Source organism: Pantoea sp. MBD-2R (assembly GCF_039134845.1).
Taxonomy (GTDB): domain Bacteria; phylum Pseudomonadota; class Gammaproteobacteria; order Enterobacterales; family Enterobacteriaceae; genus Erwinia.
The window spans coordinates 4,185,311-4,209,846 of the sequence record NZ_CP152417.1; the positions used below are offsets into that span (position 1 = coordinate 4,185,311).

Annotated in this window: 21 protein-coding genes; 7 read left to right on the plus strand and 14 right to left on the minus strand. The window is 53.4% G+C overall.

Annotated features, from left to right (window positions below; genetic code table 11):
- The first annotated feature begins 28 nt into the window (after positions 1-28).
- Complete coding sequence (degS, locus tag AAGQ96_RS19205) at positions 29-1,087, plus strand: outer membrane-stress sensor serine endopeptidase DegS (protein WP_147200029.1); 1,059 nt, start codon at positions 29-31, stop codon at positions 1,085-1,087.
- A gap of 27 nt (positions 1,088-1,114) precedes the next feature.
- On the opposite strand, the gene mdh is transcribed toward degS, so the two are convergent.
- Entirely contained in the window at positions 1,115-2,050 is a 936-nt protein-coding gene (gene mdh / locus AAGQ96_RS19210; protein ID WP_147200030.1) for a malate dehydrogenase, read from the minus strand.
- 446 nt (positions 2,051-2,496) lie between these two features.
- Between mdh and argR the strand changes: the two genes are divergently transcribed.
- The 4 genes from argR to yhcN (AAGQ96_RS19230) all read left to right on the plus strand — a co-directional run bounded on the left by argR (position 2,497) and on the right by yhcN (AAGQ96_RS19230) (position 4,386).
- Entirely contained in the window at positions 2,497-2,967 is a 471-nt protein-coding gene (gene argR, locus AAGQ96_RS19215; RefSeq protein WP_147200031.1) for a transcriptional regulator ArgR, read from the plus strand.
- A gap of 430 nt (positions 2,968-3,397) precedes the next feature.
- The gene (yhcN, locus tag AAGQ96_RS19220) at positions 3,398-3,661 is read left to right on the plus strand and encodes a peroxide/acid stress response protein YhcN (RefSeq protein WP_147200032.1); all 264 of its coding nucleotides are present in this window, start codon (positions 3,398-3,400) and stop codon (positions 3,659-3,661) included.
- Positions 3,662-3,763: 102 nt separating this feature from the next.
- Positions 3,764-4,030 (plus strand): peroxide/acid stress response protein YhcN, encoded by a 267-nt coding sequence (yhcN, locus tag AAGQ96_RS19225; RefSeq protein WP_147200033.1) that lies wholly within the window; start codon positions 3,764-3,766, stop codon positions 4,028-4,030.
- Between the two features lie 92 nt (positions 4,031-4,122).
- A complete protein-coding gene (yhcN, locus tag AAGQ96_RS19230; RefSeq protein ID WP_147200034.1) occupies positions 4,123-4,386 on the plus strand; it encodes a peroxide/acid stress response protein YhcN in 264 nt (87 codons plus the stop codon).
- A 77-nt stretch (positions 4,387-4,463) separates the two neighbouring features.
- Here the strand turns inward: yhcN (AAGQ96_RS19230) and AAGQ96_RS19235 are convergent, their stop codons facing one another.
- From AAGQ96_RS19235 to aaeX, 5 genes are all read right to left on the minus strand, one after another.
- Entirely contained in the window at positions 4,464-4,727 is a 264-nt protein-coding gene (locus tag AAGQ96_RS19235) for a hypothetical protein (RefSeq protein WP_342754350.1), read from the minus strand.
- A 51-nt stretch (positions 4,728-4,778) separates the two neighbouring features.
- The gene (locus AAGQ96_RS19240; protein ID WP_342754351.1) at positions 4,779-6,233 is read right to left on the minus strand and encodes an NAD-dependent succinate-semialdehyde dehydrogenase; all 1,455 of its coding nucleotides are present in this window, start codon (positions 6,231-6,233) and stop codon (positions 4,779-4,781) included.
- Positions 6,234-6,518: 285 nt separating this feature from the next.
- Positions 6,519-8,477: a p-hydroxybenzoic acid efflux pump subunit AaeB gene (gene aaeB, locus AAGQ96_RS19245; RefSeq protein ID WP_342754352.1), complete on the minus strand. Its 1,959-nt coding sequence runs from the start codon at positions 8,475-8,477 to the stop codon at positions 6,519-6,521.
- Positions 8,478-8,481: 4 nt separating this feature from the next.
- Positions 8,482-9,414 (minus strand): p-hydroxybenzoic acid efflux pump subunit AaeA, encoded by a 933-nt coding sequence (gene aaeA, locus AAGQ96_RS19250; protein WP_147200038.1) that lies wholly within the window; start codon positions 9,412-9,414, stop codon positions 8,482-8,484.
- A gap of 7 nt (positions 9,415-9,421) precedes the next feature.
- Positions 9,422-9,625: a p-hydroxybenzoic acid efflux pump operon protein AaeX gene (aaeX, locus tag AAGQ96_RS19255; protein WP_024966634.1), complete on the minus strand. Its 204-nt coding sequence runs from the start codon at positions 9,623-9,625 to the stop codon at positions 9,422-9,424.
- A 261-nt stretch (positions 9,626-9,886) separates the two neighbouring features.
- On the opposite strand from aaeX, the gene aaeR reads away from it, so the two are divergent.
- A complete protein-coding gene (gene aaeR / locus AAGQ96_RS19260) occupies positions 9,887-10,804 on the plus strand; it encodes an HTH-type transcriptional activator AaeR (RefSeq protein WP_147200039.1) in 918 nt (305 codons plus the stop codon).
- A gap of 82 nt (positions 10,805-10,886) precedes the next feature.
- Here the strand turns inward: aaeR and tldD are convergent, their stop codons facing one another.
- From tldD to csrD, 8 genes are all read right to left on the minus strand, one after another.
- Entirely contained in the window at positions 10,887-12,332 is a 1,446-nt protein-coding gene (tldD, locus tag AAGQ96_RS19265; protein ID WP_147200040.1) for a metalloprotease TldD, read from the minus strand.
- A gap of 82 nt (positions 12,333-12,414) precedes the next feature.
- Positions 12,415-16,224 (minus strand): AsmA2 domain-containing protein YhdP, encoded by a 3,810-nt coding sequence (gene yhdP, locus AAGQ96_RS19270; protein WP_342754353.1) that lies wholly within the window; start codon positions 16,222-16,224, stop codon positions 12,415-12,417.
- Between the two features lie 145 nt (positions 16,225-16,369).
- Positions 16,370-17,839 (minus strand): ribonuclease G, encoded by a 1,470-nt coding sequence (gene rng / locus AAGQ96_RS19275; RefSeq protein WP_147200042.1) that lies wholly within the window; start codon positions 17,837-17,839, stop codon positions 16,370-16,372.
- The gene (locus AAGQ96_RS19280) at positions 17,829-18,422 is read right to left on the minus strand and encodes a Maf family protein (RefSeq protein WP_342754354.1); all 594 of its coding nucleotides are present in this window, start codon (positions 18,420-18,422) and stop codon (positions 17,829-17,831) included. Before AAGQ96_RS19280 ends, rng begins: the two co-directional genes overlap by 11 nt.
- Before the next feature lie 8 nt (positions 18,423-18,430).
- The gene (gene mreD / locus AAGQ96_RS19285) at positions 18,431-18,919 is read right to left on the minus strand and encodes a rod shape-determining protein MreD (RefSeq protein WP_147200044.1); all 489 of its coding nucleotides are present in this window, start codon (positions 18,917-18,919) and stop codon (positions 18,431-18,433) included.
- Complete coding sequence (mreC, locus tag AAGQ96_RS19290) at positions 18,916-19,926, minus strand: rod shape-determining protein MreC (protein WP_147200045.1); 1,011 nt, start codon at positions 19,924-19,926, stop codon at positions 18,916-18,918. The genes mreD and mreC overlap by 4 nt, the downstream gene beginning before the upstream one ends.
- Before the next feature lie 67 nt (positions 19,927-19,993).
- Positions 19,994-21,037 carry a rod shape-determining protein MreB gene (mreB, locus tag AAGQ96_RS19295; protein WP_003855260.1) on the minus strand — a complete coding sequence of 348 codons (1,044 nt, stop codon included), beginning with the start codon at positions 21,035-21,037 and terminating at the stop codon, positions 19,994-19,996.
- A gap of 316 nt (positions 21,038-21,353) precedes the next feature.
- Positions 21,354-23,303 carry an RNase E specificity factor CsrD gene (gene csrD, locus AAGQ96_RS19300; protein ID WP_147200046.1) on the minus strand — a complete coding sequence of 650 codons (1,950 nt, stop codon included), beginning with the start codon at positions 23,301-23,303 and terminating at the stop codon, positions 21,354-21,356.
- 201 nt (positions 23,304-23,504) lie between these two features.
- Between csrD and AAGQ96_RS19305 the strand changes: the two genes are divergently transcribed.
- Positions 23,505-24,482: an MDR family oxidoreductase gene (locus tag AAGQ96_RS19305; RefSeq protein ID WP_342754355.1), complete on the plus strand. Its 978-nt coding sequence runs from the start codon at positions 23,505-23,507 to the stop codon at positions 24,480-24,482.
- Positions 24,483-24,536: the final 54 nt, after the last annotated feature.

Here is a 24,536-nt window from a genome sequence, read left to right on the forward strand (position 1 = left end):
AACGTTTATTCATTCAGCGTATAAAGCCATGTTTCCTAAACTCTTGCGTTCAGTGCTTCTTGGCCTTGTTGTGGCGGGCTTACTGCTGGCTGCTGTCCCTGCGTTACGCATCGGCAGCAATTTTATCATGGCCAAAGATGACAGTGCCGACCAGGCACCTGTTAGCTACAATCCGGCCGTGCGCCGTGCCGCGCCTGCGGTGGTGAATGTGTACAATCGCAGCGCTAACGCGTCGGCCGATAACCTGGAAATTCGCACCCTCGGTTCCGGTGTCATCATGGACGGTCGCGGTTATATTCTGACCAACAAGCACGTTATCAACGATGCCGATCAGATTATTGTCGCGCTTCAGGATGGCCGCATTTTTGAAGCCATGCTGGTCGGCTCCGATAGCCTGACCGACCTGGCCGTGCTGAAAATTACCGCCTCCGGCCTGCCTGTTATCCCGATCAATACCAGACGGATCGCCCATATCGGCGATTTGGTGATGGCGATTGGTAATCCTTACAATATTGGGCAAACCGTTACGCAGGGAATTATCAGCGCAACCGGCCGCGTTGGGTTAAGTCCTTCCCGTTATCAAAACTTCCTGCAAACCGATGCTTCAATCAACAAAGGCAACTCCGGTGGCGCGCTGATTAATTCTCTGGGCGAACTGATGGGTATTAACACGCTTTCTTTTGATAAAAGTAACGACGGTGAAACGCCTGAAGGCATCGGCTTTGCTATTCCTACCGCGCTGGCGGCAAAAATTATGGATAAGCTGATTCGCGACGGCCGGGTCATTCGTGGCTTTATTGGCATCAGCGGCCGTGAAATCCCGCAGGTTCATGGACAGAATCCGGGTATCGATCACGTTCAGGGGATTGTCGTAACCAATGTGGCGCAGGGTGGACCTGCCGCGAAGGCTGGCCTACAGGTCAATGATGTGATCACCAGCGTGAACCATAAACCGGCGGTCTCTGCGCTGGAAACCATGGATCAGGTAGCGGAAATTCGGCCAGGTACGGTGATTGAAGTCGAGATCATCCGCAGCGATCGCAAAATGACGCTGCCCGTGACGGTTTTGGAATATCCGGGGAATTAAGGATGGGGCCAGCTGGCCCCATCACGATTACTTAACGAACTCTTCGCCCTGAGTAATATCTTTTTTCAGCGTATCCAGCATGCTGTCCAGCGCCTGCTGTTCAAAAGCGCTCAGTGTGCCGATCGCTTTACGTTCTACAACGCCGTTTTTACCCAGCACCACCGGTTGCGCAAAGAAGCGTGCATACGCGCCGTCACCTTCCACATAGGTACATTCAACCACGTTGCTTTCACCGTTCAGCGCCCGTACCAGTGACAGACCGAATTTGGCCGCCGCCTGGCCCATCGACAGCGTTGCCGATCCGCCACCGGCTTTTGCCTCTACCACTTCCGTACCCGCATTCTGAATACGCTTGGTCAGATCGGCGACTTCCTGCTCTGTAAAACTCACGCCAGGGATCTGGGAAAGCAGGGGCAGAATGGTCACGCCGGAATGGCCACCGATCACCGGGACATTAATTTCTGCCGGATTTTTACCTTTCAGTTCCGCAACAAAGGTGTTGGAGCGGATAATATCCAGCGTGGTAACGCCAAACAGCTTGTTTTTATCATAAACGCCGGCTTTTTTGAGCACGTCAGCAGCAATGGCTACCGTGGTATTTACCGGGTTAGTAATAATGCCGATCAGCGCTTTTGGACATGTACTGGCCACCTGTTCAATCAGGTTGCGGACGATACCCGCGTTGACGTTAAACAGATCGGAGCGATCCATACCAGGTTTACGCGCCACGCCAGCTGAAATCAGCACGACGTCGGCACCTTGCAAAGCTGGCGTGGCATCTTCACCACTAAAGCCTTTAATTTTTACCGCTGTAGGGATGTGGCTTAAATCGACGGCCACACCAGGCGTAACAGGAGCAATATCATACAGAGAGAGTTCTGAACCTGCGGGAAGCTGGGTCTTAAGCAGAAGAGCGAGGGCCTGGCCAATACCGCCAGCTGCGCCGAGAACTGAAACTTTCATCCTAAACTCCTAATTATTTTGCAGATAAATTGCCGGAAATCCATCTGGTTACACACAAAATGACCTGAAGGTCTGAGCGATAATACTCACCGGAATTGCGCTAAGGCGCAGAGTATACGATGAAGCAGAAAAATTTGACCGCGTAACATCAATAAATAACTGGAAGCGATGGTTAACCGACAGGCGATGCGTTCCGATTCCAGATTACCCCTTTAATACTTAGCACAACTACATCAACTTAATAACAATTCGTTCACTTTTTGTGCGTCAAATCAAGACGCCGGAAAATTTTTTTTCGCAGATGAATTTTGTTAGACTGCCGCCGCCCGGGGGAATACACGCTTTAAACAGCAAGTTCCTGTTTGCATAAAAATTCACTTAATTGCATAATAATGTAATAACCCATCACGGGCCTTCCCAGTTTCCTGACTTTTAGCGAAAACCTTATGCGTAATCCATCAAAACAAGAAGATCTGATTAAGGCGTTTAAGGCCTTATTAAAAGAAGAAAAATTCAGTTCTCAGGGCGAAATCGTCGCTGCACTGCAAGAACAGGGCTTTGACAATATCAATCAATCCAAGATTTCCCGCATGCTGACCAAGTTTGGCGCTGTTCGTACCCGTAACGCCAAAATGGAGATGGTCTATTGCCTGCCTGCCGAACTTGGCGTGCCGACCACCTCCAGTCCGCTAAAGAATCTGGTTTTAGATATCGATCACAATGATGCAATGATTGTGATTCATACCAGCCCAGGCGCGGCGCAGCTTATCGCCAGAATGCTGGATTCACTGGGTAAACCGGAAGGCATTCTCGGGACCATTGCCGGTGATGACACTATTTTTATTACTCCAGCACGTCACGTAACTATTCGCCAGCTGCGTGATTCGGTGCTGATGCTGTTTGAACAAGAGTTATAAGCCAGCCTCTGCCTGCCACGGCTCGTCCTGACGAAATCCCTGCAAACATAACCCTGTCTTAGAGCTGGCGCATGCCAGCTTTACATTATTATTGCCCTGTCGATGCCAGGACAGCATGATACACTAGTCTTACGGCCTAAAAGCGGCGTTTCAAACCAGACACTCCCGTCTCATAGTGTGATCAACCATAAATTAGCGCACAAATGGTTAAATTCACATATCTGCATGTTATTCCACATATTTAACAGAAGATGAGCAAGATATAAGCATTTTTTATAACTTAAGGTTATTAAAAGGTGGCTTATTGCTTAAGTTTCCCAACAAAAAATTATTAGCATGCTATTAATTTTTTACGTTATTAGATCTATACTTATTTTCGTGATGTGAGTCACACAAAAATTAGATAAAAAAAACGACGAGGAAAAATATCATGAACATTAAAACTACCATCGCGGCAGTAAGCCTGCTTTCAACACTGTCATTTGGCGCCTTTGCAGCAGATTCTATCAACGCCGATCGGGCGCAGAATATGCAAAACATCGGCACTATCAGCGTGAGCGGCGTGAGTGGTTCACCGATGGATATCAACGCCAAACTGAACCAGAAAGCGGAAGCTCAGGGCGCAACGGCCTATCGTGTCGTAGAGGCTTATAACAACGGCAACTACCATGCGACCGCAGAACTGTACAAATAACCGACCTTTTACCTTTGTAAGACTGTCAGACGATAACCCCAAGAATAATAAATGCTTTTTAGCCCTTTCGGTTATCGCCCACCCCTATTGGAGCGTTTTATCATGAAAACATTATCTCTTGCTGTACTGAGCCTGGCCGCCGCTGTTTCCTTCGGCGCCAGCGCCGCTAACCTGGTAACCGATCAGCAGGTTGCCAGTCAAAATCTGCAATCCATGGGTACCATCAGCGTCAGCGGTATCGATGCTGCACCGACCACGATTCGCCAGCAGCTGTCTGAAAAAGCCGATGCGCAGGGTGCAACATCCTATCGGGTGATTGAGGCCTACACTAACGGCAACTACCACGCGACTGCAGAACTGTATAAATAAATCCGGTGACGAGCGGGCGAAGGCCTGCACGTAAGATTGACGACCTGATCAGGTAGAACCCGCGGGTTGTTGAGCATAATGAGGATAACATCATGAAAATCAAAACAACTGTCGCTGCATTAAGCCTGCTGTCTGTGATCGCTTTTGGCGCTTCTGCGGCAAAATTAGTTGATGCACAGCAGTCAGAGAATCTGCAATCTGTGGGAACGGTAAGCCTGAGCGGTGTGACCGGTGCGCCGATGGATATCCGTCAGCAACTGTCGCAAAAAGCAGATGAGCAAGGTGCCAGCGCTTATCGAGTTGTCGAAGCCCGTCGTGACAACAACTGGCATGTCACCGCAGAGCTTTATAAGTAATTCCTCGTCGACCGTGTCGAAAACGGTCACTGACGAACCCTTTGGCCCCGCTCGCCGGGGCCCTTTTTACCGCTGCATTATCGAATGTTGAAGCGGAGCTGCCCCTCCAGCTCCTCTTCAGCTTCATCAAATAACAAAATGAGCGCGCCATAGCGGCGTCTTTGCCCCGTGCCCAAATGAATAAACGCGACCTCTAACGGTAGCGGCAACGCATTCACCGCATCCCATAAAGTATCCAAATCCGTTATTAGCCGATCCGCCAGCGCAAAACGCTCGCTGAACTGGCGAAAGAAATGTGACTGATCAACAATTTCGTTAAAATCGAAAATCTCTGTTCTCATAGGGCCGCTCCACAGGGCAAACGGTGGACGACACAATGGCCGCCCGGTGAGTTACAGTCCCCCGATATGCAGGGCTTTCACTTCTAAAAATTCCTCAAGACCCAGTACCGATCCTTCACGACCTAATCCCGATTCCTTGACGCCGCCAAACGGTGCTAACTCGGTTGAAACAGCGCATTCATTGACGCCAACCATACCGCTTTCCAGCGCAGCTGATACACGGAAAACGCGTTGCAGGTTTTGCGTATAAAAGTAAGCGGCCAGGCCAAATTCGGTATCGTTAGCCCGTCGGATAACGTCCTCTTCCTCTTCAAAGCGGAAGCAGGCGGCAACCGGGCCAAAAGTTTCTTCTTTTGCCAGTTTCATCTTCTCACTGGCATCGGCGATCACTGTCGGTTGCCAGAAGTTGCCGCCAAGTGCGTGGCGTGCACCGCCAGTAACAATCCTGCCACCAAGAGCCAGCGCATCTTTCACGTGCTCTTCCACTTTTTCCACCGCAGAAGCTTCAATCAGCGGCCCAACCACGACACCGTCATCCATGCCGTTGCCTACCTTCAGCTTACTCACTTCTTCCGCCAGCTGGCTGACAAAGCGTTCGTAAATGCTGTCGTGGATATAAAAACGGTTCACGCTAACGCAGACCTGACCCGCATTACGGAATTTATTAGCGATAGCGCCTTTTACGGCAGCATCAATATCTGCATCGTCAAAAACGATATAAGGCGCGTTGCCGCCAAGCTCCATCGATACTTTTTTCATCGTTTCTGCGGCATTGCGCATCAGCAATTTTCCCACCTGCGTGGAGCCGGTGAAGGAAATTTTCCTGACGGCTTTACTGGCCATAATCGCATCGCTGATCGCGCTGGTATCGCCCGCAACGGCGTTAAGAACGCCATCAGGCACCCCTGCCTTTTTCGCCAGGGCTAACAGAGCGAAAGCGGAAAGCGGGGTGTTGTTGGCAGGTTTGATAATGCCGGTACAGCCCGCAGCGAGCGCAGGTCCAAGCTTACGAGTCAGCATCGCCATCGGGAAATTCCATGGCGTAATAGCGGCAACGACGCCAATTGGCTCACGCGTTGCCAGAATGCGCGATCCTGCTTTGGCGGGCGGGATGATTTCACCATTGGCACGCTTAGCCTGCTCGGCAAACCACTGGATAAAGCTGGCGGCATATTCGACTTCGCCTTCGGCTTCTTTAACCGGTTTTCCCTGTTCAGCGGTCATTAGCTTGCCCAGCCAGGCTTTGTTCTCAATCATCAGCTGATACCAGCGATAAAGGATCTCACTACGCTCTTTCGCCGTTTTCGCTCGCCAGGCGGGAAACGCGGCTGAAGCCGCCGCAATAGCCTGCTCGGTTTCCTGTTTGCCTGCACGGGCAACCTGAGCAATCGTCTCGCCAGTGGCGGGATTTAACACGTCAAAAGTTGAGGCGCAGCGCTGCCAATTGCCGTTAACAAAGTAGCCGGTTTGAAATAAGTCGTTGTCCTGAAGGAAGGATAAGTTCATCGTTTTCTCCTGTCGGTTTGCCATCCTGATGGGGTAAGTATAGATGGCGACAGGATGACGGACCGGGAGAAACGCAGGAAAGCGGCAGATACTCTGGTGATGGCCGTGAGCTTATTGACACAGTGCTGGCGTGAGGAACAGGAGCCTGCCACAAAGACGCAAAAAGCGGCGTCCCTGCGAGCTCGGCCTGGGCCGTCCATGGCCCAGGCCGCTTTGTTCCGGGCCCCTGTTCCTCGCGCTTTGAGTGTGCCAAAAATCTGTGACGGCTGGCTGAACTCCCGGCACTCAGATTTGAATCAGCGTGTTTTGGTATTTTTTCAGCACGTGGGCGAGGCGCTGTACCGGTTCGGTGACGCCGAGTGGCGCTTCGTAGCGTTGCAGCTTGTCCTGATAGATATCCAGTTCAGTCAGCAAGCGCTCAAAATAGTGGCGGCGTTTTGCATCGCTTCTTGCCGCAATCACATGGTCGGCAGTGTGACGAAGCTGCTTATGGAATGCAGAAAGATCGCTGTTAACCGGGATCTCAGCATCACGTAAACGTTGATGCCCCACAATCAGCGTCAGCGCCACGCGGAATTTATCCACATCGCCAGGAAAGATATTCAACAGCATAAACAGTTGCTGATAAAGCGCGGGCAAATGATTTTCACGCCGCCTTGCCTGATTGGTAGTCATCGCCGCCACCGCCGAATACATAAAGCGATTCAGCAACGTGCGACCGATACGTGCTTTCGACGTGTCACGGACTAACAGGATGACCAACAAGGCCAGGAAACAACCAATAGCCTGCCCTAACGCGTTATCCAGAAATGCGCTGACGTTAAAGGTCATCGGGTTATCCAGCGTCAGGATGTTGATGGTTCCCACCAGCGCGCCCAGCGTGCCAATCTGCCGACGTTGAATCAGTAAGCCACCGATAAACGCCATCACGCCCAGTATGATACAGAGCAACAGCATACTTTGTTGCGTCGCGGGCATCAGCACCATGTAATAGAGCGATCCCAGCGGAATAGCGACCACCATGCCGTACAGAAAATCTTTCGCCATCATTAACGGATTCGGCATGCGCATTGCCAGCGCGGTAATCACCGCCAGCATGACCATTGCGCCACTGCCTGAAGTCCAGCCGCTCCAGAGCCAGAACAGTGAACCGATGGAGGTAGCCACAAACGTCCGGATCCCGTTGATCAAGGCGTGACGCGTTTCTGCCGAACGCATTTTTACCACCGGCTCACCCGCCAGCACGCCCTCTTCCATCCCGCTGATCCTGCTGTTGGTGTGGATCCCTTTCATCAGCAGCAGATAGCGTGACGCGGCCCCCACCCAGTTACGGATCGTCACCGGCGTATTTTTACTGCCGCTGGCGGTAATGACCCGCCGCATGATCTTCATCCGCTTGTGGATATCACCAATATTGTCGACCGGTTTTTCGAAGAAGAGATGAAACTGCGGCGGGACATATTCCTGGCGGGTATTCTGGATGAGAAACGTTTCGCAAGCCTGGGTAATCAGCGTCAGAGAAAGCGTGTTCAGCGCCTGTAAACGCCGGTTAACGTTCTGCCAGCGTGCGGATTCCATCATCAGATGGGTGCGCATGCCGTTCAGTGCGGCAGTGCGACGTACCAGACCGGTCCAGGCTTTATCCACCTCTTCTTTGTCGGCATGCGCCACGCAAAGCTGCATCAGCTTATAGTGATCCACCAGCAGGCCATCGATAGCGCGATCGATATCCTGCTTGATTGAGCGAGGTGAAAACAGCATGTCGGCCAGAATGGCGCAAACGATGCCGATGATAATTTCGCTACAGCGTTCTACGGCAAACTGCGGTGCCAACAGCAAAGAACCGTTGGCATCCACGCTGACCACGATAATCAGCGCGGTATAGCCTGCAAGTCCCAATGCATAGGAGTTTTCGACTTTGATAAGCGAGGAGAGCCAGACGCAAAAACCGGCCCACAGACAGCAAAGCAGCAGCATCACGACGGGCGCGCGAATGGTGGCGATCATAATCGTCAGCGCGGCAATACAGCCAAGAAAAGTGCCGACAATACGCAGCAGGCCGCGATGACGCAGCGCGCCAGAAAAAGGGTCGCCACCCGCTGCGAAAGCCGTACCGCCTGCGACGATACAGGCGGTCATTACCGCCCAGCGAGGCGTTTCCAGATTGAAGTGAAAACCGATCAGCAGCGCCAGCAGAATGGCAAAAGTGAGCTTGATCGGAAATCGCAGACGATACCACAACATAGGCTTAGCCGAACTCGCGCAGACGATGTATCAGCTTCATCATCGGTGACATCTCGCCAGACTGGCGATCTTTCTCGCCGGTGATGATTACCGTCGCCGTGGTGCCGGATGGATACAGATTGCCCGGCTGCTGATCCAGATGAATACGCACCGGCACACGCTGTGCCAGACGCACCCATTCAAGGTTGGAGTCGATGGTCGCCATACCTTTGCTGTCAACGGTGCTGCTGCTGTTGGTGACACCCGCGGCGATACTGTCGACGGTACCATGCAGCACGCGGTTGCTGCCCAGCGGCGTGATTTCAACACGGTAACCCGGACGCACGCCGTCCAGCTTGGTTTCTTCCATATAGGCCAGCACGTAGAAAGTATGCTGCTGAACCAGCGCGACGGCTGTCGATCCGCGGGTAATAAACTCGCCGCCGTAAACGTTAAGGTTAGTCACCCAGCCGTCTGACGGCGCTTTCACCACGGTCCTTTCAAGATCCAGTTTGGCCGTGTCACGCGTGGCGACAGCTTTCGCCAGCTGATGCTCGGTGGTTTGATAATCATTATTTGCCTGCTCGATAGCCTCACGGGACATCGCTGAAACGCCCAGTTGGTTACGGCGTGTGGCTTCGCGACGCTTTTCACTGACCAGCGCCTGATAATAAGCCACGTCCGCTTCGGCCTGGTTCAACGCCTGCTGATAACGCGGCTGATCGACCACAAACAGGACCTGGCCTTTCTTCACCAGCTGGTTGTCACGTACGCGAACATCGGTAATCAGGCCGCTTACGTCTGGCGCAATGGCCACTACGTCAGCATTAAATTTAGCGTCTCGCGTCCAGGGGGATTCGGTGTAGAACACCCAGGCACGGAAGATAAGAAGAACCGCAATAATGACCAGAATGATGGTAATGGCGAACCGGGAAATTTTTCTTGTTAACGCTTTCACTATGACCTCAGACAAACAATCGGGAAACCAGGTAGAACAGGCAGCAGTAGAGAGCTGTATTAAACAATGCAGGATGCCAGACCAGGTCATAGATTCCGGTAGGCGTGATCAGACGTCGCACCAGCCAGAACAGCATCAATGACACAATGATTTCAAAGAATATGGGCGGGAAGGAAAGCCCAAAGATCACAATAACCGGAAGCACACTCATCTCTTATCCTTGTCAGTTTACCAGGCGCTCCGCTCGTCAAACGCAACAAACCACCTCCCTTGCAGGGCGGCTTCTGCTTTACAGGTTGATAATGTCAGATTGATTATCATCACCGGCGCTCTATGAATAATAGCGTATTCAGGAGCCAGCATAATGGCGAGTTGAGTTACGGAATGGTAACCCGGCAATGCTATAGTAACGCGGCTGACTATCTGTTTTCTACCAAATGTGATCTAAATCACTTTTAAGCCAGAGTTAATAATGGAAAGAATGAAAGGTATGTCCGTCTTCGCACGGGTTGTCGAGTTGGGTTCGTTTACCGCAGCGGCCAATCAGCTGCAAATGAGCGTCTCCGCCGTGAGTCAGATTGTTGCCCGGCTGGAGGATGAGTTGCAGGTTAAACTGCTGAACCGCAGCACACGCAGCCTCGGGCTGACCGAAGCCGGTAAAATCTACTTTCAGGGCTGCCGTCGGATGATGTCTGAAGCGCAGCAGGTACATGAACAGCTTTACGCGTTTAATAACACGCCCATCGGCACGCTGCGTATCGGCAGCTCATCCACTATGGCGCAGAATGTGCTGGCAAACATGACGTCAGAAATGCTCAAAGAGCATCCTGGCCTGACGGTAAACCTGGTCACCGGCATCCCTGCACCGGATTTGATTGCCGACGGACTGGACCTGGTGATCCGGGTAGGCGCCCTGCGCGATTCCAGCCTGTTTTCACGCCGCCTGGGTTCCATGCCGATGGTGGTCTGTGCGGCAAAAAGCTATCTGGCGCAGCATGGAACGCCGGACAAACCCTCGGACATCAGTAATTTTTCCTGGCTGGAATATAGCGTCAGGCCGGATAACGACTTCGAACTGACTTCGCCAGAAGGCCTCGCCATTCGGCTTTCACCTCAGGGCCGCTTCGCTACCAACGATTCACAAACGCTGATCCGCTGGCTGGTGGCCGGAACGGGGATTGCCTACGTGCCGCTGATGTGGGTAATAGAAGAGATTAACGCGGGCAAGATCGAAATTCTGTTTGCACATTATCAGTCCGATCCGCGTCCGGTTTACGCGGTTTATACGCAGAAAGATAAGCTGCCGCTCAAGGTTCAGGTCTGCATCAACTATCTGTCAGACTATTTCGATAAGGTGGCGGATGTGTATCAGGAGTACCGGCAGGAGTGAGGGATTTAGCATAGCGGCGGTGCGTCAGGGAATGCTTTTTAGCACATTCCCTGACCATGAATAGCTTAGGGTAGGCTGATTATCAGGCCGTACCTCCCACCGTCAGCTTGTCCAGCTTCAGCGTTGGCTGACCGACACCAACCGGCAGGCTCTGCCCTTCTTTACCGCAGACGCCCACGCCTTTATCCAGCGCCAGGTCGTTACCGACCATGGAAATCTGCTGCATCGCTTCAATGCCGGAACCGATCAGCGTTGCGCCTTTCACCGGTTTGGTCACCTTGCCGTTCTCAATCAGATAGGCTTCTGAAGTTGAGAAGACAAACTTGCCGGAGGTGATGTCTACCTGGCCGCCGCCAAAGTTCGGCGCATAGAGGCCATATTCCACGCTGGCGATGATATCTTCCGGGGTGGATTTTCCTGCCAGCATGTAGGTGTTGGTCATACGCGGCATCGGCAGATGCGCATAGGATTCACGACGACCGTTGCCGGTAGGCTTAACGCCCATCAGGCGCGCATTGAGTTTATCCTGCATGTATCCTTTCAGGATACCGTTCTCAATCAGTACGTTGTACTGACCCGGGACACCTTCGTCATCTACCGCTAACGATCCGCGCAGTCCTTCAATGGTGCCATCATCAACCACTGTACACAGCTCAGAAGCCACCAGCTGGCCCATTTGCCCGCTGAAGACGGAGGTGCCACGGCGGTTGAAGTCACCTTCGAGGCCATGTCCTACTGCTTCATGCAGCAGAACGCCAGGCCAGCCCGCGCCGAGGACAACCGGGATGGTGCCTGCCGGGGCTGCAACGGCGCTAAGATTAACCAGCGCCATGCGCACCGCCTCGCGAGCCCAGGCTTCGGCACGGATTTCACCAGACTCGTCCGCGAGGAAGAATTCGTAGCCGAAACGGCCGCCGCCGCCGCTTGAACCGCGCTCGCGCTTGCCGTTCTCTTCTACCTGAACGCTGACGGAGAGACGAACCAGCGGACGCACATCGGTAGCCAGCGTGCCATCAGTGGCGGCGACCAGCACCATTTCATAAACGCCGCTCAGGCTGGCGCTGACTTCCTGCACGCGCTTATCGGCCGCGCGTGCAGCCGTATCCACGCGATGCAGCAGCGCGATTTTATCTTCGCGGCTCAGGCTTTGCAGTGGATCAACCGTCGGATAAAGCTGGCGGTGCATAACGGCACCCAGCGTATGCGATTTGCCGTTGCCCTGCTCACGCACAATGCTGCGGGCTGCCGTTGCGCTCTGCGTCAGTGCATTCAGCGTAATCTGGTCTGCATAAGCAAAACCGGTTTTTTCGCCGCTGACCGCACGCACGCCCACGCCCTGATCGATGTTCCAGGAGCCGTCTTTAATGATGCGATCTTCCAGCACCCAGGATTCGTGGTAGCTGGACTGGAAGTAAAGGTCTGCGTAGTCCAGCTTGCGCTCAGAGAGCTGCCCAAGAAGGGAAAAGAGATCTTGTTGATTGATATTATTAGCAGTTAGTAACTGTTCACTGACCAGATTCAGACTCATGAATTCTCGCTCTGTTGGAGGAGCCAGTCACCGCTGGCGTTGCATCTCTATAGCCTGAGGCAATTCCCCGGTCACGTCAAATTCACTTCGCGCTCTTTTCCCGCGGTTTCCGCAGAACTTCATCAATTTGCGGTTTGTCGAGCGGCCCGGAAATGTGATAGCGCAGCACCGAAATTTTATTCCATAACGGAGCCAACGCCTTACTGGCAGCAAAAACGGCAGCGCCGATGACGGGATTGACCGCAAAGGCGGCCGCAACGCCCACGGTGGCGGAGATTTCTGGCGCAACGACCGCTTCCATATCGATCTGCCGCTGCACCAGATTGATTTTGCCTTTCATAGCGATATCCGCTTCCAGACCATCAACCAGCAGGTTATCGGTATGCATAACGCCTTTATCAATCCACGCCGTGCCGTTAATAGAGTCGAAGTAGAACCCCTGACTGAAGGTGTCGGTAAAGTCGAGGCGCAGTTTGCGCAGCAGCGCGTCAAAACTGACCAGGCGGAGCAGCTGCCCGGCGCGTCCCGTATTCACATCGGCAATTTGTCCCGCGCCCAGATGCGACTTGAGAAGGCCGCTCAGCGTTGCTGCGGATGGCTGCCAGGGTGCCGACTGCCAGTGCAAATCGTAATGGATATCGAAAGGTGCGTCTCGCAGCGGCGAGTTGACGCCAAACCAGTTGGTCGCATCATTGATGCTTTTACCGCTCAGCGTCCCTTTCAGCGCGGTACGCTGCGCGCCAGGACGGTTAACCCACTCGCCTTCAACCTTCAGGCGCGAGCTGCCGGTATCAATTAATCCGTTCTGTAGCGTCAGGGTATCGCTGCTGTGCCGTAAACTGGCCTGCATGCGGCCAAATTTTTGCCCGCGCAGCCAGCATTCATCACAGGCAATATTTAACTCAGGCCAGCTGCTGAAATTAATTGTGGTCGCATCACCCGGCAACGGTGAGTTGCCATCCTGCGAAGGCCACTGAGGATTGTAATAGAGGTAGCTAAGATGGGCGTTCCACGGCATATGCTGGGTCATCATCAGTTTGCCATTTAGCTCACGGCCTTTAGCCTCAATTTGGGTATCGCCAGAGACCGTCTGGCTTAGCGTTGCATCGACATCATGCCATTGCTGGCCTGCCAGCGTTAGCGCAGGCGTCCGCAGGGTAATATCGCCAGGAATATAAGCCCGACCAGTGGCGCTCTGGCTGCTCCCTGAACCGGCTGAACCGGCTGAGAACAGTCCCAGCCAGGCTTCGCCATCCAGCGGCGGCAGGTTCAGTACCATTCCTTCGTTTTCTGGCAGCGCGGGCGTCGTCTGAGCATGGTTTTCCCAAATGCCTCGGTCAACGCGAAGCTGCTTGCCCAGTAACCAGTTACTGTTAAAGCGATGATCGTCCCCAACGACGCCGCTCAGCCTGAATGCAGAAAGATTACCCTGAGCTTTTACCGTAACCGGCATGGCCTGACCCGCATGTTTATCTAGCGGCGAAGGTAAGCGACTGCTTACACTCTTCAAATCACCGTTCAGCGTAATTCGATAATCTGCGTCGCCGCTGTGCGGCAGATTAATCTGTACATCACTTTGCCAGCTGGCGCTGCCCTCAAGCTTATTACGCAATGCCGCGGGCACGACATCCATTTTGCCGGGCTGCCAGTTGCCTTTCAGGTCAACGCCAATCTGGTAATCCTTTTTGCCTTCCTCAGTCGTAAAGCTGACATCAATCGGCTGGCCGAACCAGCTTCCGATCAGTGGCCCACTTTGCAAATTGCCATTGTTATAAGTGAATTGGCCCGAAAGCTGTTTGATAGTACTGCTAAGCGGCTTAATAAAGAGCGAATTGTTGTTCAGATTGACGTCGCCGCTGGCCGTGACCAGCTTGCCGTCCAGGGGAATATCAAGATGTAAGCGACCGCTTACATCGCCACCAACCTGAAGCTGTTCAAGTGCGCTACCCAGCGTCGGTTTCAGTGGCGTCTGGTTAAAGTAGCGGCCAACCTCCGTACCTGCACCGTGGATATCCGCATCGATTATCAACTTTTCTTTCAGATAATCCGGGATCACAGCCGAGATATTTTTGCCTTCAACCTTGCCCAGTAAGGTCTGATCAGCTTTCATAAACAGGCCGTCATTGACGAAATCGAGATTGATGTCGAGGTTTTGCAAATCCGGCCAGCCGGGCTGGAATTGGTAAGTTGCCTGCTTCAGCGGCACCCAAACTTCAAACATACCGTCATTGTGTTTGAACGGGAAAAGATGGGGATTACCCGCGAAAATCAGTGAGGCATTGTGAACCTGGCCACCTTTGATCGCCCCGCTCAGGTAGTTCACCAGCGATTTCCCCATCAATGGTTCCGGGAAGTAGCGCCAGGCATCGCCTGCGTCAGTAACGTTGATACCGGCAAGGATACTTAAGTTTGGCGCTTCGCCTTTGGCCTGTGAAAAGGTGAAATCGCCTTTCGCCCACAGAGAACGGGCTTTCACGTCCAGCTGATGACCAACCAGCTGCAAATGGTTCTGGTCATATTGCCAGTCGATTGAACCACTGGCCCGCTCGATTTCGAGCGGCGCGCGGAACGTCGTGCCGTAAGGCAGCGTAGCCTGATTTACGCCAAGCGTGATTTGCCCGTTAGCCACAGAACCGGAAGCCGAACCGCTGAAGTGTTCCATACCGGGAAGCGTTTCCCAATGCTGCCAGCTCAGATCCTGCCAGCTGGCCTGAAAACGGCTTTGCTCGGGCTGCTTAACGGGAATGTCAGCAGCCAGCATCTTAAGCTGCCCCTGCGGCTGTAATGCACGCCAGTTTTCCAGCAGGGTTGGCGTGAGTTTGGAGAACAGCGGAATGAAAGCGTCCAGACGCCCCAGATCCAGCCGGGTTGCGCGAACGCGAATTTCCTCAGCGCGATCGGGCCCAGGAAGCCGATCTTTCTCCGGGAGCCACAGCAGTGAAAAGCGCCCTTTCGGCCATTGCTGGCCGTCGGTGTTAAAATTGGTCTGCGGCACTTCAATACGCCAGCCGCTGTCGTGTCGTGCAATATGCGCCGAGAGGTTATTGACGCCCAGATGATGGGGCCGCCTGTCGCCCTGCCAGTTTGCGCCGCCCTGTTTTAGCAGGATATCGCCATCATAGACTTCACCCTCTTTCAAACTCATCCAGGCGGCAAGACTGAAGCGCGCGCTCTTAAGCGTGGTGTTATTGCGCATCCATTGTCCCAGCCAGGGCTTAACATCGACGTCGTCTGCCTGCATCCAGGCTCGACCGGTATCAAGGTAGCCATTGGTGTCGCTTAAATCGAGGCGCACCTGCACCACGCCGTGTTGCCCCGTAAAGCTGGAAAGACTGACCAGCCCTTCGGCACGGTGACGCGTTTTTTCATTCAGCCAGGTGAGCTGCGGAACATCAAGCGTGGCACGTTGCCCGGAAGGCGTGAGGAAACTGATTTGGCTCTGACGAAGATCGAAATGATCAAACTGTCGCAGGAAAAGATCGCTGAACTGTCCTGGTTTCAGCTGAACTTTGTTGTCGCTGCCGCTTGTTAAAGGCGTATTGGTAAGAAGATTCAGCTGCCAGAAAGTGAGATTACGGAACTGCCAGCGCAGATGCAGTAAAGACTGCCACACGTCGAGCGCCAGCGTCAGGCGATCCACCTTCAGGCTACCGCCATCTTTCAGCCCAACCTGGATGGATTTAACCTCCAGCACCGGGCCAAAATTTTCCCAGCGGCCGTTCAGCTCGCGGGCATTTACCGGCATATCAATGGCGGAAGAGAGGCGCTGTAAAATCGGTTCGCGCCAGCTGTTCATATGCGGCATTACCAGACGCAGGCCGCTGACCAGTAGCGCAATAACGACCACGATTATTGCGCCGGTTAGTAGCAGAATCCTCGGCAATTGCCTCACACACCTCTCCTTGTCTTCCGCGAGAACGGACAATAAGCACGCAAACTTCTCAACCCGCCAGCGGGATCGGACAAGGTGCAGAACCTGTAGTGTACCTAAACGTACAGAAATGTTCAGCGGACGCAATCACGCCCGCCCGCTTTTATTACATCATAACGACGTCGAACTGCTCCTGAGTATAGAGCGGCTCAATTTGTACTTTCACCTGTTTACCGACAAAAATTTCCACTTCTGCCAGCGCGTGTGATTCTTCTGTTTTTAATGCCTCGCCGACAGCAGGCGAAACATAGACCAGGAAGCGATCTGAATCATAAGCATGATGCACACGCACGATCTCACGCATAATCTCATAGCAGACGGTTTCGACCGTTTTCAGCGTGCCGCGTCCTTTGCAAACCGGGCAGTCCTGACAAAGCACATGTTCAATACTTTCCCGCGTGCGCTTACGGGTCATTTCCACCAGCCCAAGCTGCGAGAAACCATTAATGCCGGTTTTTACCCGATCTTTACTCAGCGCCTGTTCCAGCGAATGCAGCACGCGACGACGATGGTCTTCATTACTCATATCGATAAAATCGATGATAATGATGCCGCCCAGGTTACGTAAACGCAGCTGTCGGGCGATAGCCTGCGTCGCTTCAATATTGGTGTTGAAGATGGTTTCATCAAGGTTGCGATGGCCGACAAACGCGCCGGTATTGATATCGATAGTGGTCATCGCCTCGGTTTGATCGATAATCAGATAGCCGCCGGACTTCAGCTCGACCTTACGATCAAGCGAGCGCTGGATTTCGTTTTCAACATCAAACAGGTCGAAAATCGGCTGTTTCCCGGTATACAGCTCCAGCTTTTCGGTCATCTCAGGAATATATTCGCCAGTGAACTCAACGAGATGCTCCCAGCTCAGCCGGGAATCGATGCGAATGCGATCCAGCGCCGCGCCGGCGAAGTCGCGCAGAATACGCTGCGACAGGGCCACTTCTCCGTAGAGACGGCAGCGCGTCTTGTTGCGCTTTTTACGTTCAATGACTTTAGTCCACAGGCGCTTGAGGAAAGCGGCATCCGAGGCCAGCTCAACCTCACCCACACCTTCTGCCGCCGTGCGAATGATGTAGCCGCCCAGCTCGTCACAATAGGATGAGACGACAGCCTTCAGTCGTTCACGTTCTGCTTCGCTTTCAATACGCTGGGAAACGCCAACGTGTGAAGCGCCAGGCATAAAGACCAGATAACGTGATGGCAAAGTGATATCGGTAGTCAGACGTGCGCCTTTGGTGCCGAGCGGATCTTTCACCACCTGCACCATCAAATCCTGTCCCTGATGAACCAGTTCAGAAATATCACGTACGGCAAAGTTTTTGCGCTCATCACCCGCAACGCATTCGGTGTAGGGAACGATGTCGGACGCATGCAGGAAGGCAGCTTTTTCCAGCCCGATATCAACAAAAGCGGCCTGCATGCCTGGCAGTACGCGGCTGACGCGTCCTTTATAAATATTGCCTACAATCCCTCTGCGCGCTTCGCGCTCGATGTGGATTTCCTGCAAAATGCCGCCATCGATATAGGCAACGCGCGTTTCAGATGGCGTGATGTTTACCAGCAGTTCAGCCGTCATGTTGTTCCCTCACCTCACGCAGCGACTGGAACTGGCTGAACAGCTCGGCCGTTTCAACCAGAGGCAAGCCTACTACCGCGTGGTAGCTTCCATTAATTTTTCTGACAAAGTTGCCGCCCAGTCCCTGAATGCCATAAGAGCCAGCTTTATCCATGGGTTCGCCGCTGGCGATATAAGCTGCGATATCTTCAGCACTCAGATTACGGAATGTCACCTCAGTAACCACCAGGCAATCCAGCTGCTGAAATGCATCGGCCAGCGCTACTGCGGTCATTACCTGATGGGTGTGACCGGAGAGTTTAGCTAACATTTCCGCCGCCGCCTGTTCATCGGCCGGTTTTTCCAGCACGTCATTATTCAGCACGACGATGGTGTCTGCACCCAGCACCGGCAAATCTTTTTCCGCTACCGCTACGCCGGCCAGCGCCTTCTCAATAGCCAGACGCCGGACATAGGCCTCAGCCTGTTCATCCGATCGTTTTTCTTCTTCAACTTGCGTTTGCAGACGTTCAAAACGCAGGCCAAGCTGCGTCAGCAATTCACGGCGGCGGGGAGAACCAGAGGCCAGATAAAGGGATACCATAATCTTCCTTATTGAACGGCAAACTGGCGGCGTATTTTTCTCATCAGCAAGAACAGCCAGGGCCACAAAATACCGTCTATGACGCTACTCCAGAAAATTTCTGGTCGAAACGAGACGTTAATGACTAAGAATTCAGCCCAGAATACAATGACATCCATCGCCAGCGAAAGCACCATTACCATGAGCGCCTGTTGCCAGAGCGCCAGATTACGGAACAGCTGAAACTTAAACGCCACCAGATAAGCGACGATACTGAAAGCCAGAGCACGCACGCCCAGCGTCGAGCCGGAAATAAGATCCATTATAGATCCCATCACAAAGCCTGTACCGACATTCACGCGATGAGGTAAAGCCAGTACCCAGTAGATTAACACCAGCAGCAGCCAGGAAGGCCTGAACATATAAATCTGTTCAGGCCAGGGCATGATTTGCAGAACCAGCGCGACCAGGAAAGACAGCCAGACCACCCAGCGTCCCTGGCTGCGATAGCTGCTCAAGGGCGACCTCCGCGCGAAGCTGGCGCGGTAGCCGCGCCAGAAGACGCCGCTGGCACCTCAGTTTGATTTGGCGCTGGCGGTCCCATCAGTTCATTCGTCGCGGGCAAGACCTGTGGCATCATCTGCATCAGGCGTTCGTTAGCCACGCGATGAACTTCATCCGGTGCCATCGGCATTGTACCGTTACGATCCGCGCCCCACAGTAAAAGCAGGTAGCGCAGGCGTTGCAGGCCAGCCGTTGGGCGCGCCTGAATAACGGTATAGGCACGTTGCGTGTCCAGTTTCACCGACGAGACTACGCCGACCGGATAACCTTCCGGGAAGCGTCCGCCAAGGCCGGAGGTAACCAGCACATCACCGACCCGGATATCCGTATTGCCCGGCAGATGCTCAAGCTGCAAATCTTCCGTACAGCCATTACCAGCAGCGATGACGCGAATATCATTTCGCAGCACCTGAATAGGTAAGGCATGGGATGAATCACAGATCAACATGACGCGGCTGGTAATTTTACCCACGGCAACCACCTGCCCGACCACGCCTTTATCACTGATAATCGGCTGGCCTTCGTACACGCCATTCATGCTGCCTTTATCAATAACCACCTGGTCGGTATAGGGATCGGTACCGGTAGAGATCACCTGAGTGACCATTTTGTGCTCGTCCTGACGCAGCGGCGATCCCAGCAGTTCACGCAGGCGGGCATTCTCCTGCTTAAACTGGCCGAGCATCAGCAGCTCGCTGTTTTTCAGCATCAGTTCGCGTTGTAAGGCTTTGTTTTCCAGCTGAAGCTGCTGGCGAGAGGCCAGTGTCTCAGAAACACTGTCCAGAATCTGACGTGGCCCGTTGGCCAGGAAATAGAAAGGGCTGACCGCCGTATCCATGTAGGTGCGTATCTGGCTGAAAGCGCCCATACGACTGTCGGCGACAATCACGCCTATCGCCACAACAACCGCTAAAAATAAGCGTAATTGCAGGGAAGGTCCCCTGCTGAAGATCGGCTTCATAAACTCGGCGTATTCCTCGACATCATTAACAAGGAGTGCAGGGGCTCCTGCACTCCTTTAAGGCAAATTATTCTTCGCTGAACAAATCGCCGCCGTGCATGTCGATCATTTCCAACGCTTTACCGCCACCGCGAGCAACACAGGTCAGCGGATCTTCGGCTACCACAACCGGAATACCGGTCTCTTCCATCAGCAGGCGATCGAGGTTGCGCAGTAACGCGCCACCGCCGGTCAGAACCATACCGCGTTCAGAGATATCGGAAGCCAGTTCTGGCGGACATTGTTCCAGCGCTACCATCACCGCGCTAACAATACCGGTCAGCGGCTCCTGAAGAGCTTCCAGAATTTCGTTGGAGTTCAGCGTAAATCCACGCGGCACACCTTCAGCCAGGTTACGGCCACGCACTTCGATTTCACGCACTTCATCGCCCGGGTAAGCGGAGCCGATTTCGTGCTTAATGCGTTCGGCGGTCGCTTCACCGATCAGTGAACCGTAGTTACGACGCACATAATTAATGATGGCTTCATCAAAGCGGTCACCACCAATACGTACGGAAGAGGAATACACCACGCCGTTCAGGGAGATAACGGCCACTTCGGTAGTACCGCCACCGATATCCACCACCATTGAACCGGTCGCTTCAGAAACCGGCAGGCCTGCGCCAATTGCCGCTGCCATCGGTTCTTCAATCAGAAACACTTCGCGTGCGCCTGCGCCCTGCGCAGATTCACGGATTGCGCGACGTTCTACCTGAGTTGCACCAACCGGTACACACACCAGTACGCGCGGGCTTGGGCGCATAAAGCTGTTGCTGTGAACCTGTTTGATAAAGTGTTGCAGCATTTTTTCAGTCACAAAGAAGTCGGCGATGACGCCATCTTTCATTGGACGAATAGCCGCGATATTGCCAGGCGTACGTCCCAGCATCTGTTTCGCATCATGACCCACGGCAGCCACGCTCTTTGGCGACCCGGCGCGATCCTGACGAATGGCAACAACGGAAGGCTCGTTAAGTACGATGCCCTGCCCTTTCACATAAATCAGGGTATTGGCTGTACCCAGGTCGATGGACAAGTCATTAGAAAACATGCCACGGAATTTTTTAAACATACTGAAGGATAATCCTGCTAGCTGGGGGCGGAAAATAAAATCCGCTTACTTTACCAACCACACGAAGCAGCGACAAGGCGCAAAAACGTTCTACTTCGGTGAAAAATCACGCTATCTCTCGCCTGAGTCACAACCCCAAAAGCCTGTAGCGAACAAAAGACTTGCTACCAGGGTTTTCGCTATCATTTCAAGGCTGCTATACGGACATAACGCACATAAAATCTAACAAATTCGGGTGTCTCTGGATTACCCAGTCAACCGTAGCCGGCACCACAGCCGCGCGGCTATTCTACGTGAAATCCTGCTTAACGGCAGACTAAACTCTATATCTTTGCAAATATTTTTTCACATCGCTGCTTAACGGCTGTGAGGGTGCAAAAAAATCGCCCTGCCCGCCACAAACCCCCAACTCTGTGAGGGTTTGCCACTCGCTACGCGTTCTGACCCCCGCAGCGTAAACCTGAGTCGGCATTCGCTTACAGCTTTCCAGCAGGCTTTGGACAAAAAGCTGGTTTTCTGTACGTTGGTCAATATTGCGCACCAACCCGGGATGCAGCTTGATCAACTCGACCTCCAGCTGCTGGATATACCCCGTGCTGACGACAGTGACGCCTGCCTGGTAAATGGCAATCCGACAGCCAAATCCCTTCAGCAAACGAAACGCGTTACCCAAGCGGTTGATGTGTTGACACACATCTGCTTCTGCAAGTTCAAATAAAATGTGATTTCTATGGATCTTCGGACATTGCAACAGCACATCGCGTAGCCAAATTTGGAAGGGACGCTGCAACAGCGCATCAACCGTCAGGGGAATAGCCAGCGTTTCGGACGGCCAGACGGAAAGCAGCGATAATGTGCGGCTGACCAACAGGCGATCGTAGCCTTCAGCCATGCCCATTTGCTGTACCAGCGGTAAAAATTCCGCCGCTGACAGCTCTTTTTCGCCATCGAAAATTCTCGGCATGATTTCGCGATGGTGCACCTGACCTTCCCGGGTCACAGCCGGTTTTTGATAAAGGCGTGGCCCGCCACGATTGAGGGTGTTTTCCAACAGTGTCCGCCACTTCACGCTACCCCGGCTGAGATCCTGCTCGGGCGTTTCGCCAACCGACCAGCTATTCCCACCAAGCAGCGTCGCCTGACGAGTGGCCTGCTCTACATTTTCCATTACCTGCTGCGTGGTTTGTCCGCTGTGCCAGGCGCTGATGCCGATGTGGATCATGTCCTCGCGATCCAGCATGCGGGTTGGCGGCAACGCATCAACCGCATTGATCAGCTGCGAAGCAATACTGTCGGCATCTTTCAGGCTGCGGTGAGGAAGCAAGACGGCAAAGTCACTACGAAAATAGCGCGCCAGTAGCGCACCTGGATAACGCATCACAAAGGTAGAAAGAAGATTAACCAGCCCAAACAGGTATTCCCGGGTTTCATTGTGCCCCCAGTTATCGCGCAGCGTGTCCAGATCCGGCAGACGGATCATCATCACCATGCCATGCGCGCCGGTGATTTCGTTGTCCTCCAGCATGGTCGCCAGCTGATTGTCAAAAAACAGGCGGTTGTTCAGGCCGGTCATCGCATCCTGAGCGGCAAACGCACGAATAAGCGTATCAACCCGGTTACGTTGCTCGCCCGCTTCCTGGAGGTCAGAAAGCAGCAGATCCAGTGCACTACTGGCTTTAGGCGGCCATTCGTGGACCGATCCCCGTGCGACCGTTTTCCTTTCGCCTTTAATCACTCTTTCCGCGCGTCTCTCAAGCCGTTCCATTCCCTGAAGCTGTCGGTAAAGCCAGCGATGCGAGATAAATAACACCAGCATTAACACGCTCACAGCCAGCAAAATAAGGATGGATATTGATGCGCCAAAAAACGAATTCAGCCAGGTTTTTGCGGTGTCGATCCAGATAATATGCAGCGAAATGCCGGGATGATTTTTCAGGACAATGCGGGATTGCCGATAGCGATTGGGTTCGTCATCCAACATCGCATCCTGATGACGACTGACCATCAGTCCGGGCCGCCGATCCTGTATAAAGGTGATGCGTAGCACCTGTAAAGGTCCCATCACCTGCGGCAACCAGCGGGAAATTTGCTCGGGAGACTCTTTATCCAGCGCCCGGTCGATATCGACGGCCACGTCTTGCAAGCGCTGCTCTGCACGCATATCACTGAGGTAATAAAAGCTCGCAATGCCGCCCACCAGCATCATGATCATGATCAGTGCGCTTAAGAACGTCATCATTGCGGAAAGTTTGGTGGTTAATCGCATCCCTGTGCTCTTTGTCTGCCGTTGAAATAACGCCATCAACTTTTGCCCCGCAGGTCAAGTTGATGCCCGCAATTGCTGATGTTGAAAAATAACACAAATGCGCTGCTTTTATGCACCTGTCTTAGAATTGTGCTCCCTGCCGGGAGTATAGTGAGGTCAGCTTTTTAATATACGCTTAAGCGTTCTTTTCAGGAGATTCTCATGCAGGCTTTGATTCTTGAGCAGTCCGAAGGAAAAACTCTGGCTAACGTCAGGCAGATCCAGGCTGATGCACTGCCACAGGGCGAGGTGACCATCGATATCGCCTGGTCCGGGCTTAATTATAAAGATGCGCTGGCCATTACCGGCAAAGGCAAAATTATTCGTCAATTCCCGATGGTGCCCGGCATTGATTTTGCGGGCACAGTGCATCACAGCGAGGACCCACGCTTTCACGCGGGCCAGTCCGTTTTGCTTACCGGCTGGGGCGTGGGAGAAAATCACTGGGGCGGACTGGCAGAACAGGCCCGAGTCAAAGGCGACTGGCTGGTGCCGATGCCGCAAGGATTGGATGCCCGTAAAGCGATGATTATCGGAACGGCCGGCCTGACTGCCATGCTGTGCGTGATGGCACTGGAAGAAGGGGGCATTACGCCAGAAAGCGGTGAAGTTTTAGTGACCGGTGCCAGCGGCGGCGTAGGCAGTACGGCCGTCTCCCTGCTCAATGCCCTGGGCTATAAGGTGGCGGCGGTAAGCGGAAGAGAGTCAACGCATGATTATCTGCGCGATCTGGGTGCCAGCGAAATCCTCCCTCGCAGCGCATTTAGCGCCGATGCCCGCCCGCTGGAAAAGCAGCGTTGGGCCGGAGCGATTGATACGGTTGGCGACAAAGTGCTGGCAAGCGTGCTCGCACAGATGAACTACGGTGGCGTGGTTGCCGCTTGCGGACTGGCTGGCGGTGTTAACCTGCCCACCTCGGTTATGCCTTTTATTCTGCGCAATGTTCGGCTACAAGGTGTCGACTCGGTGAGTATCCCTGTCGAACGTCGTATTATCGCGTGGGAAAGATTAACCCGAACGCTGCCGGAAAGCTTTTATCAGCAGGCCACACGGGAAATTTCGCTGACAGAGGCGGCCGAAAACGCGGCTAAACTATTAAATAATGCAATCACAGGCCGCACGCTGGTGAAAATTGGCTAAGGTTTATCTCTCGCTCTCCGGCACTGTCCGGAGGGTATTGCCTTCAGAGGAAAC

Coding starts and splice junctions, on each gene's coding strand:
- degS (WP_147200029.1), top strand. CDS start 29: ATGTTTCCTAAACTCTTGCGTTCAGTGCTTCTTGGCCTTGTTGTGGCG.
- mdh (WP_147200030.1), bottom strand. CDS start 2,050: ATGAAAGTTTCAGTTCTCGGCGCAGCTGGCGGTATTGGCCAGGCCCTC.
- argR (WP_147200031.1), top strand. CDS start 2,497: ATGCGTAATCCATCAAAACAAGAAGATCTGATTAAGGCGTTTAAGGCC.
- yhcN (WP_147200032.1), top strand. CDS start 3,398: ATGAACATTAAAACTACCATCGCGGCAGTAAGCCTGCTTTCAACACTG.
- yhcN (WP_147200033.1), top strand. CDS start 3,764: ATGAAAACATTATCTCTTGCTGTACTGAGCCTGGCCGCCGCTGTTTCC.
- yhcN (WP_147200034.1), top strand. CDS start 4,123: ATGAAAATCAAAACAACTGTCGCTGCATTAAGCCTGCTGTCTGTGATC.
- AAGQ96_RS19235 (WP_342754350.1), bottom strand. CDS start 4,727: ATGAGAACAGAGATTTTCGATTTTAACGAAATTGTTGATCAGTCACAT.
- AAGQ96_RS19240 (WP_342754351.1), bottom strand. CDS start 6,233: ATGAACTTATCCTTCCTTCAGGACAACGACTTATTTCAAACCGGCTAC.
- aaeB (WP_342754352.1), bottom strand. CDS start 8,477: ATGTTGTGGTATCGTCTGCGATTTCCGATCAAGCTCACTTTTGCCATT.
- aaeX (WP_024966634.1), bottom strand. CDS start 9,625: ATGAGTGTGCTTCCGGTTATTGTGATCTTTGGGCTTTCCTTCCCGCCC.
- aaeR (WP_147200039.1), top strand. CDS start 9,887: ATGGAAAGAATGAAAGGTATGTCCGTCTTCGCACGGGTTGTCGAGTTG.
- tldD (WP_147200040.1), bottom strand. CDS start 12,332: ATGAGTCTGAATCTGGTCAGTGAACAGTTACTAACTGCTAATAATATC.
- rng (WP_147200042.1), bottom strand. CDS start 17,839: ATGACGGCTGAACTGCTGGTAAACATCACGCCATCTGAAACGCGCGTT.
- AAGQ96_RS19280 (WP_342754354.1), bottom strand. CDS start 18,422: ATGGTATCCCTTTATCTGGCCTCTGGTTCTCCCCGCCGCCGTGAATTG.
- mreC (WP_147200045.1), bottom strand. CDS start 19,926: ATGAAGCCGATCTTCAGCAGGGGACCTTCCCTGCAATTACGCTTATTT.
- mreB (WP_003855260.1), bottom strand. CDS start 21,037: ATGTTTAAAAAATTCCGTGGCATGTTTTCTAATGACTTGTCCATCGAC.
- csrD (WP_147200046.1), bottom strand. CDS start 23,303: ATGCGATTAACCACCAAACTTTCCGCAATGATGACGTTCTTAAGCGCA.
- AAGQ96_RS19305 (WP_342754355.1), top strand. CDS start 23,505: ATGCAGGCTTTGATTCTTGAGCAGTCCGAAGGAAAAACTCTGGCTAAC.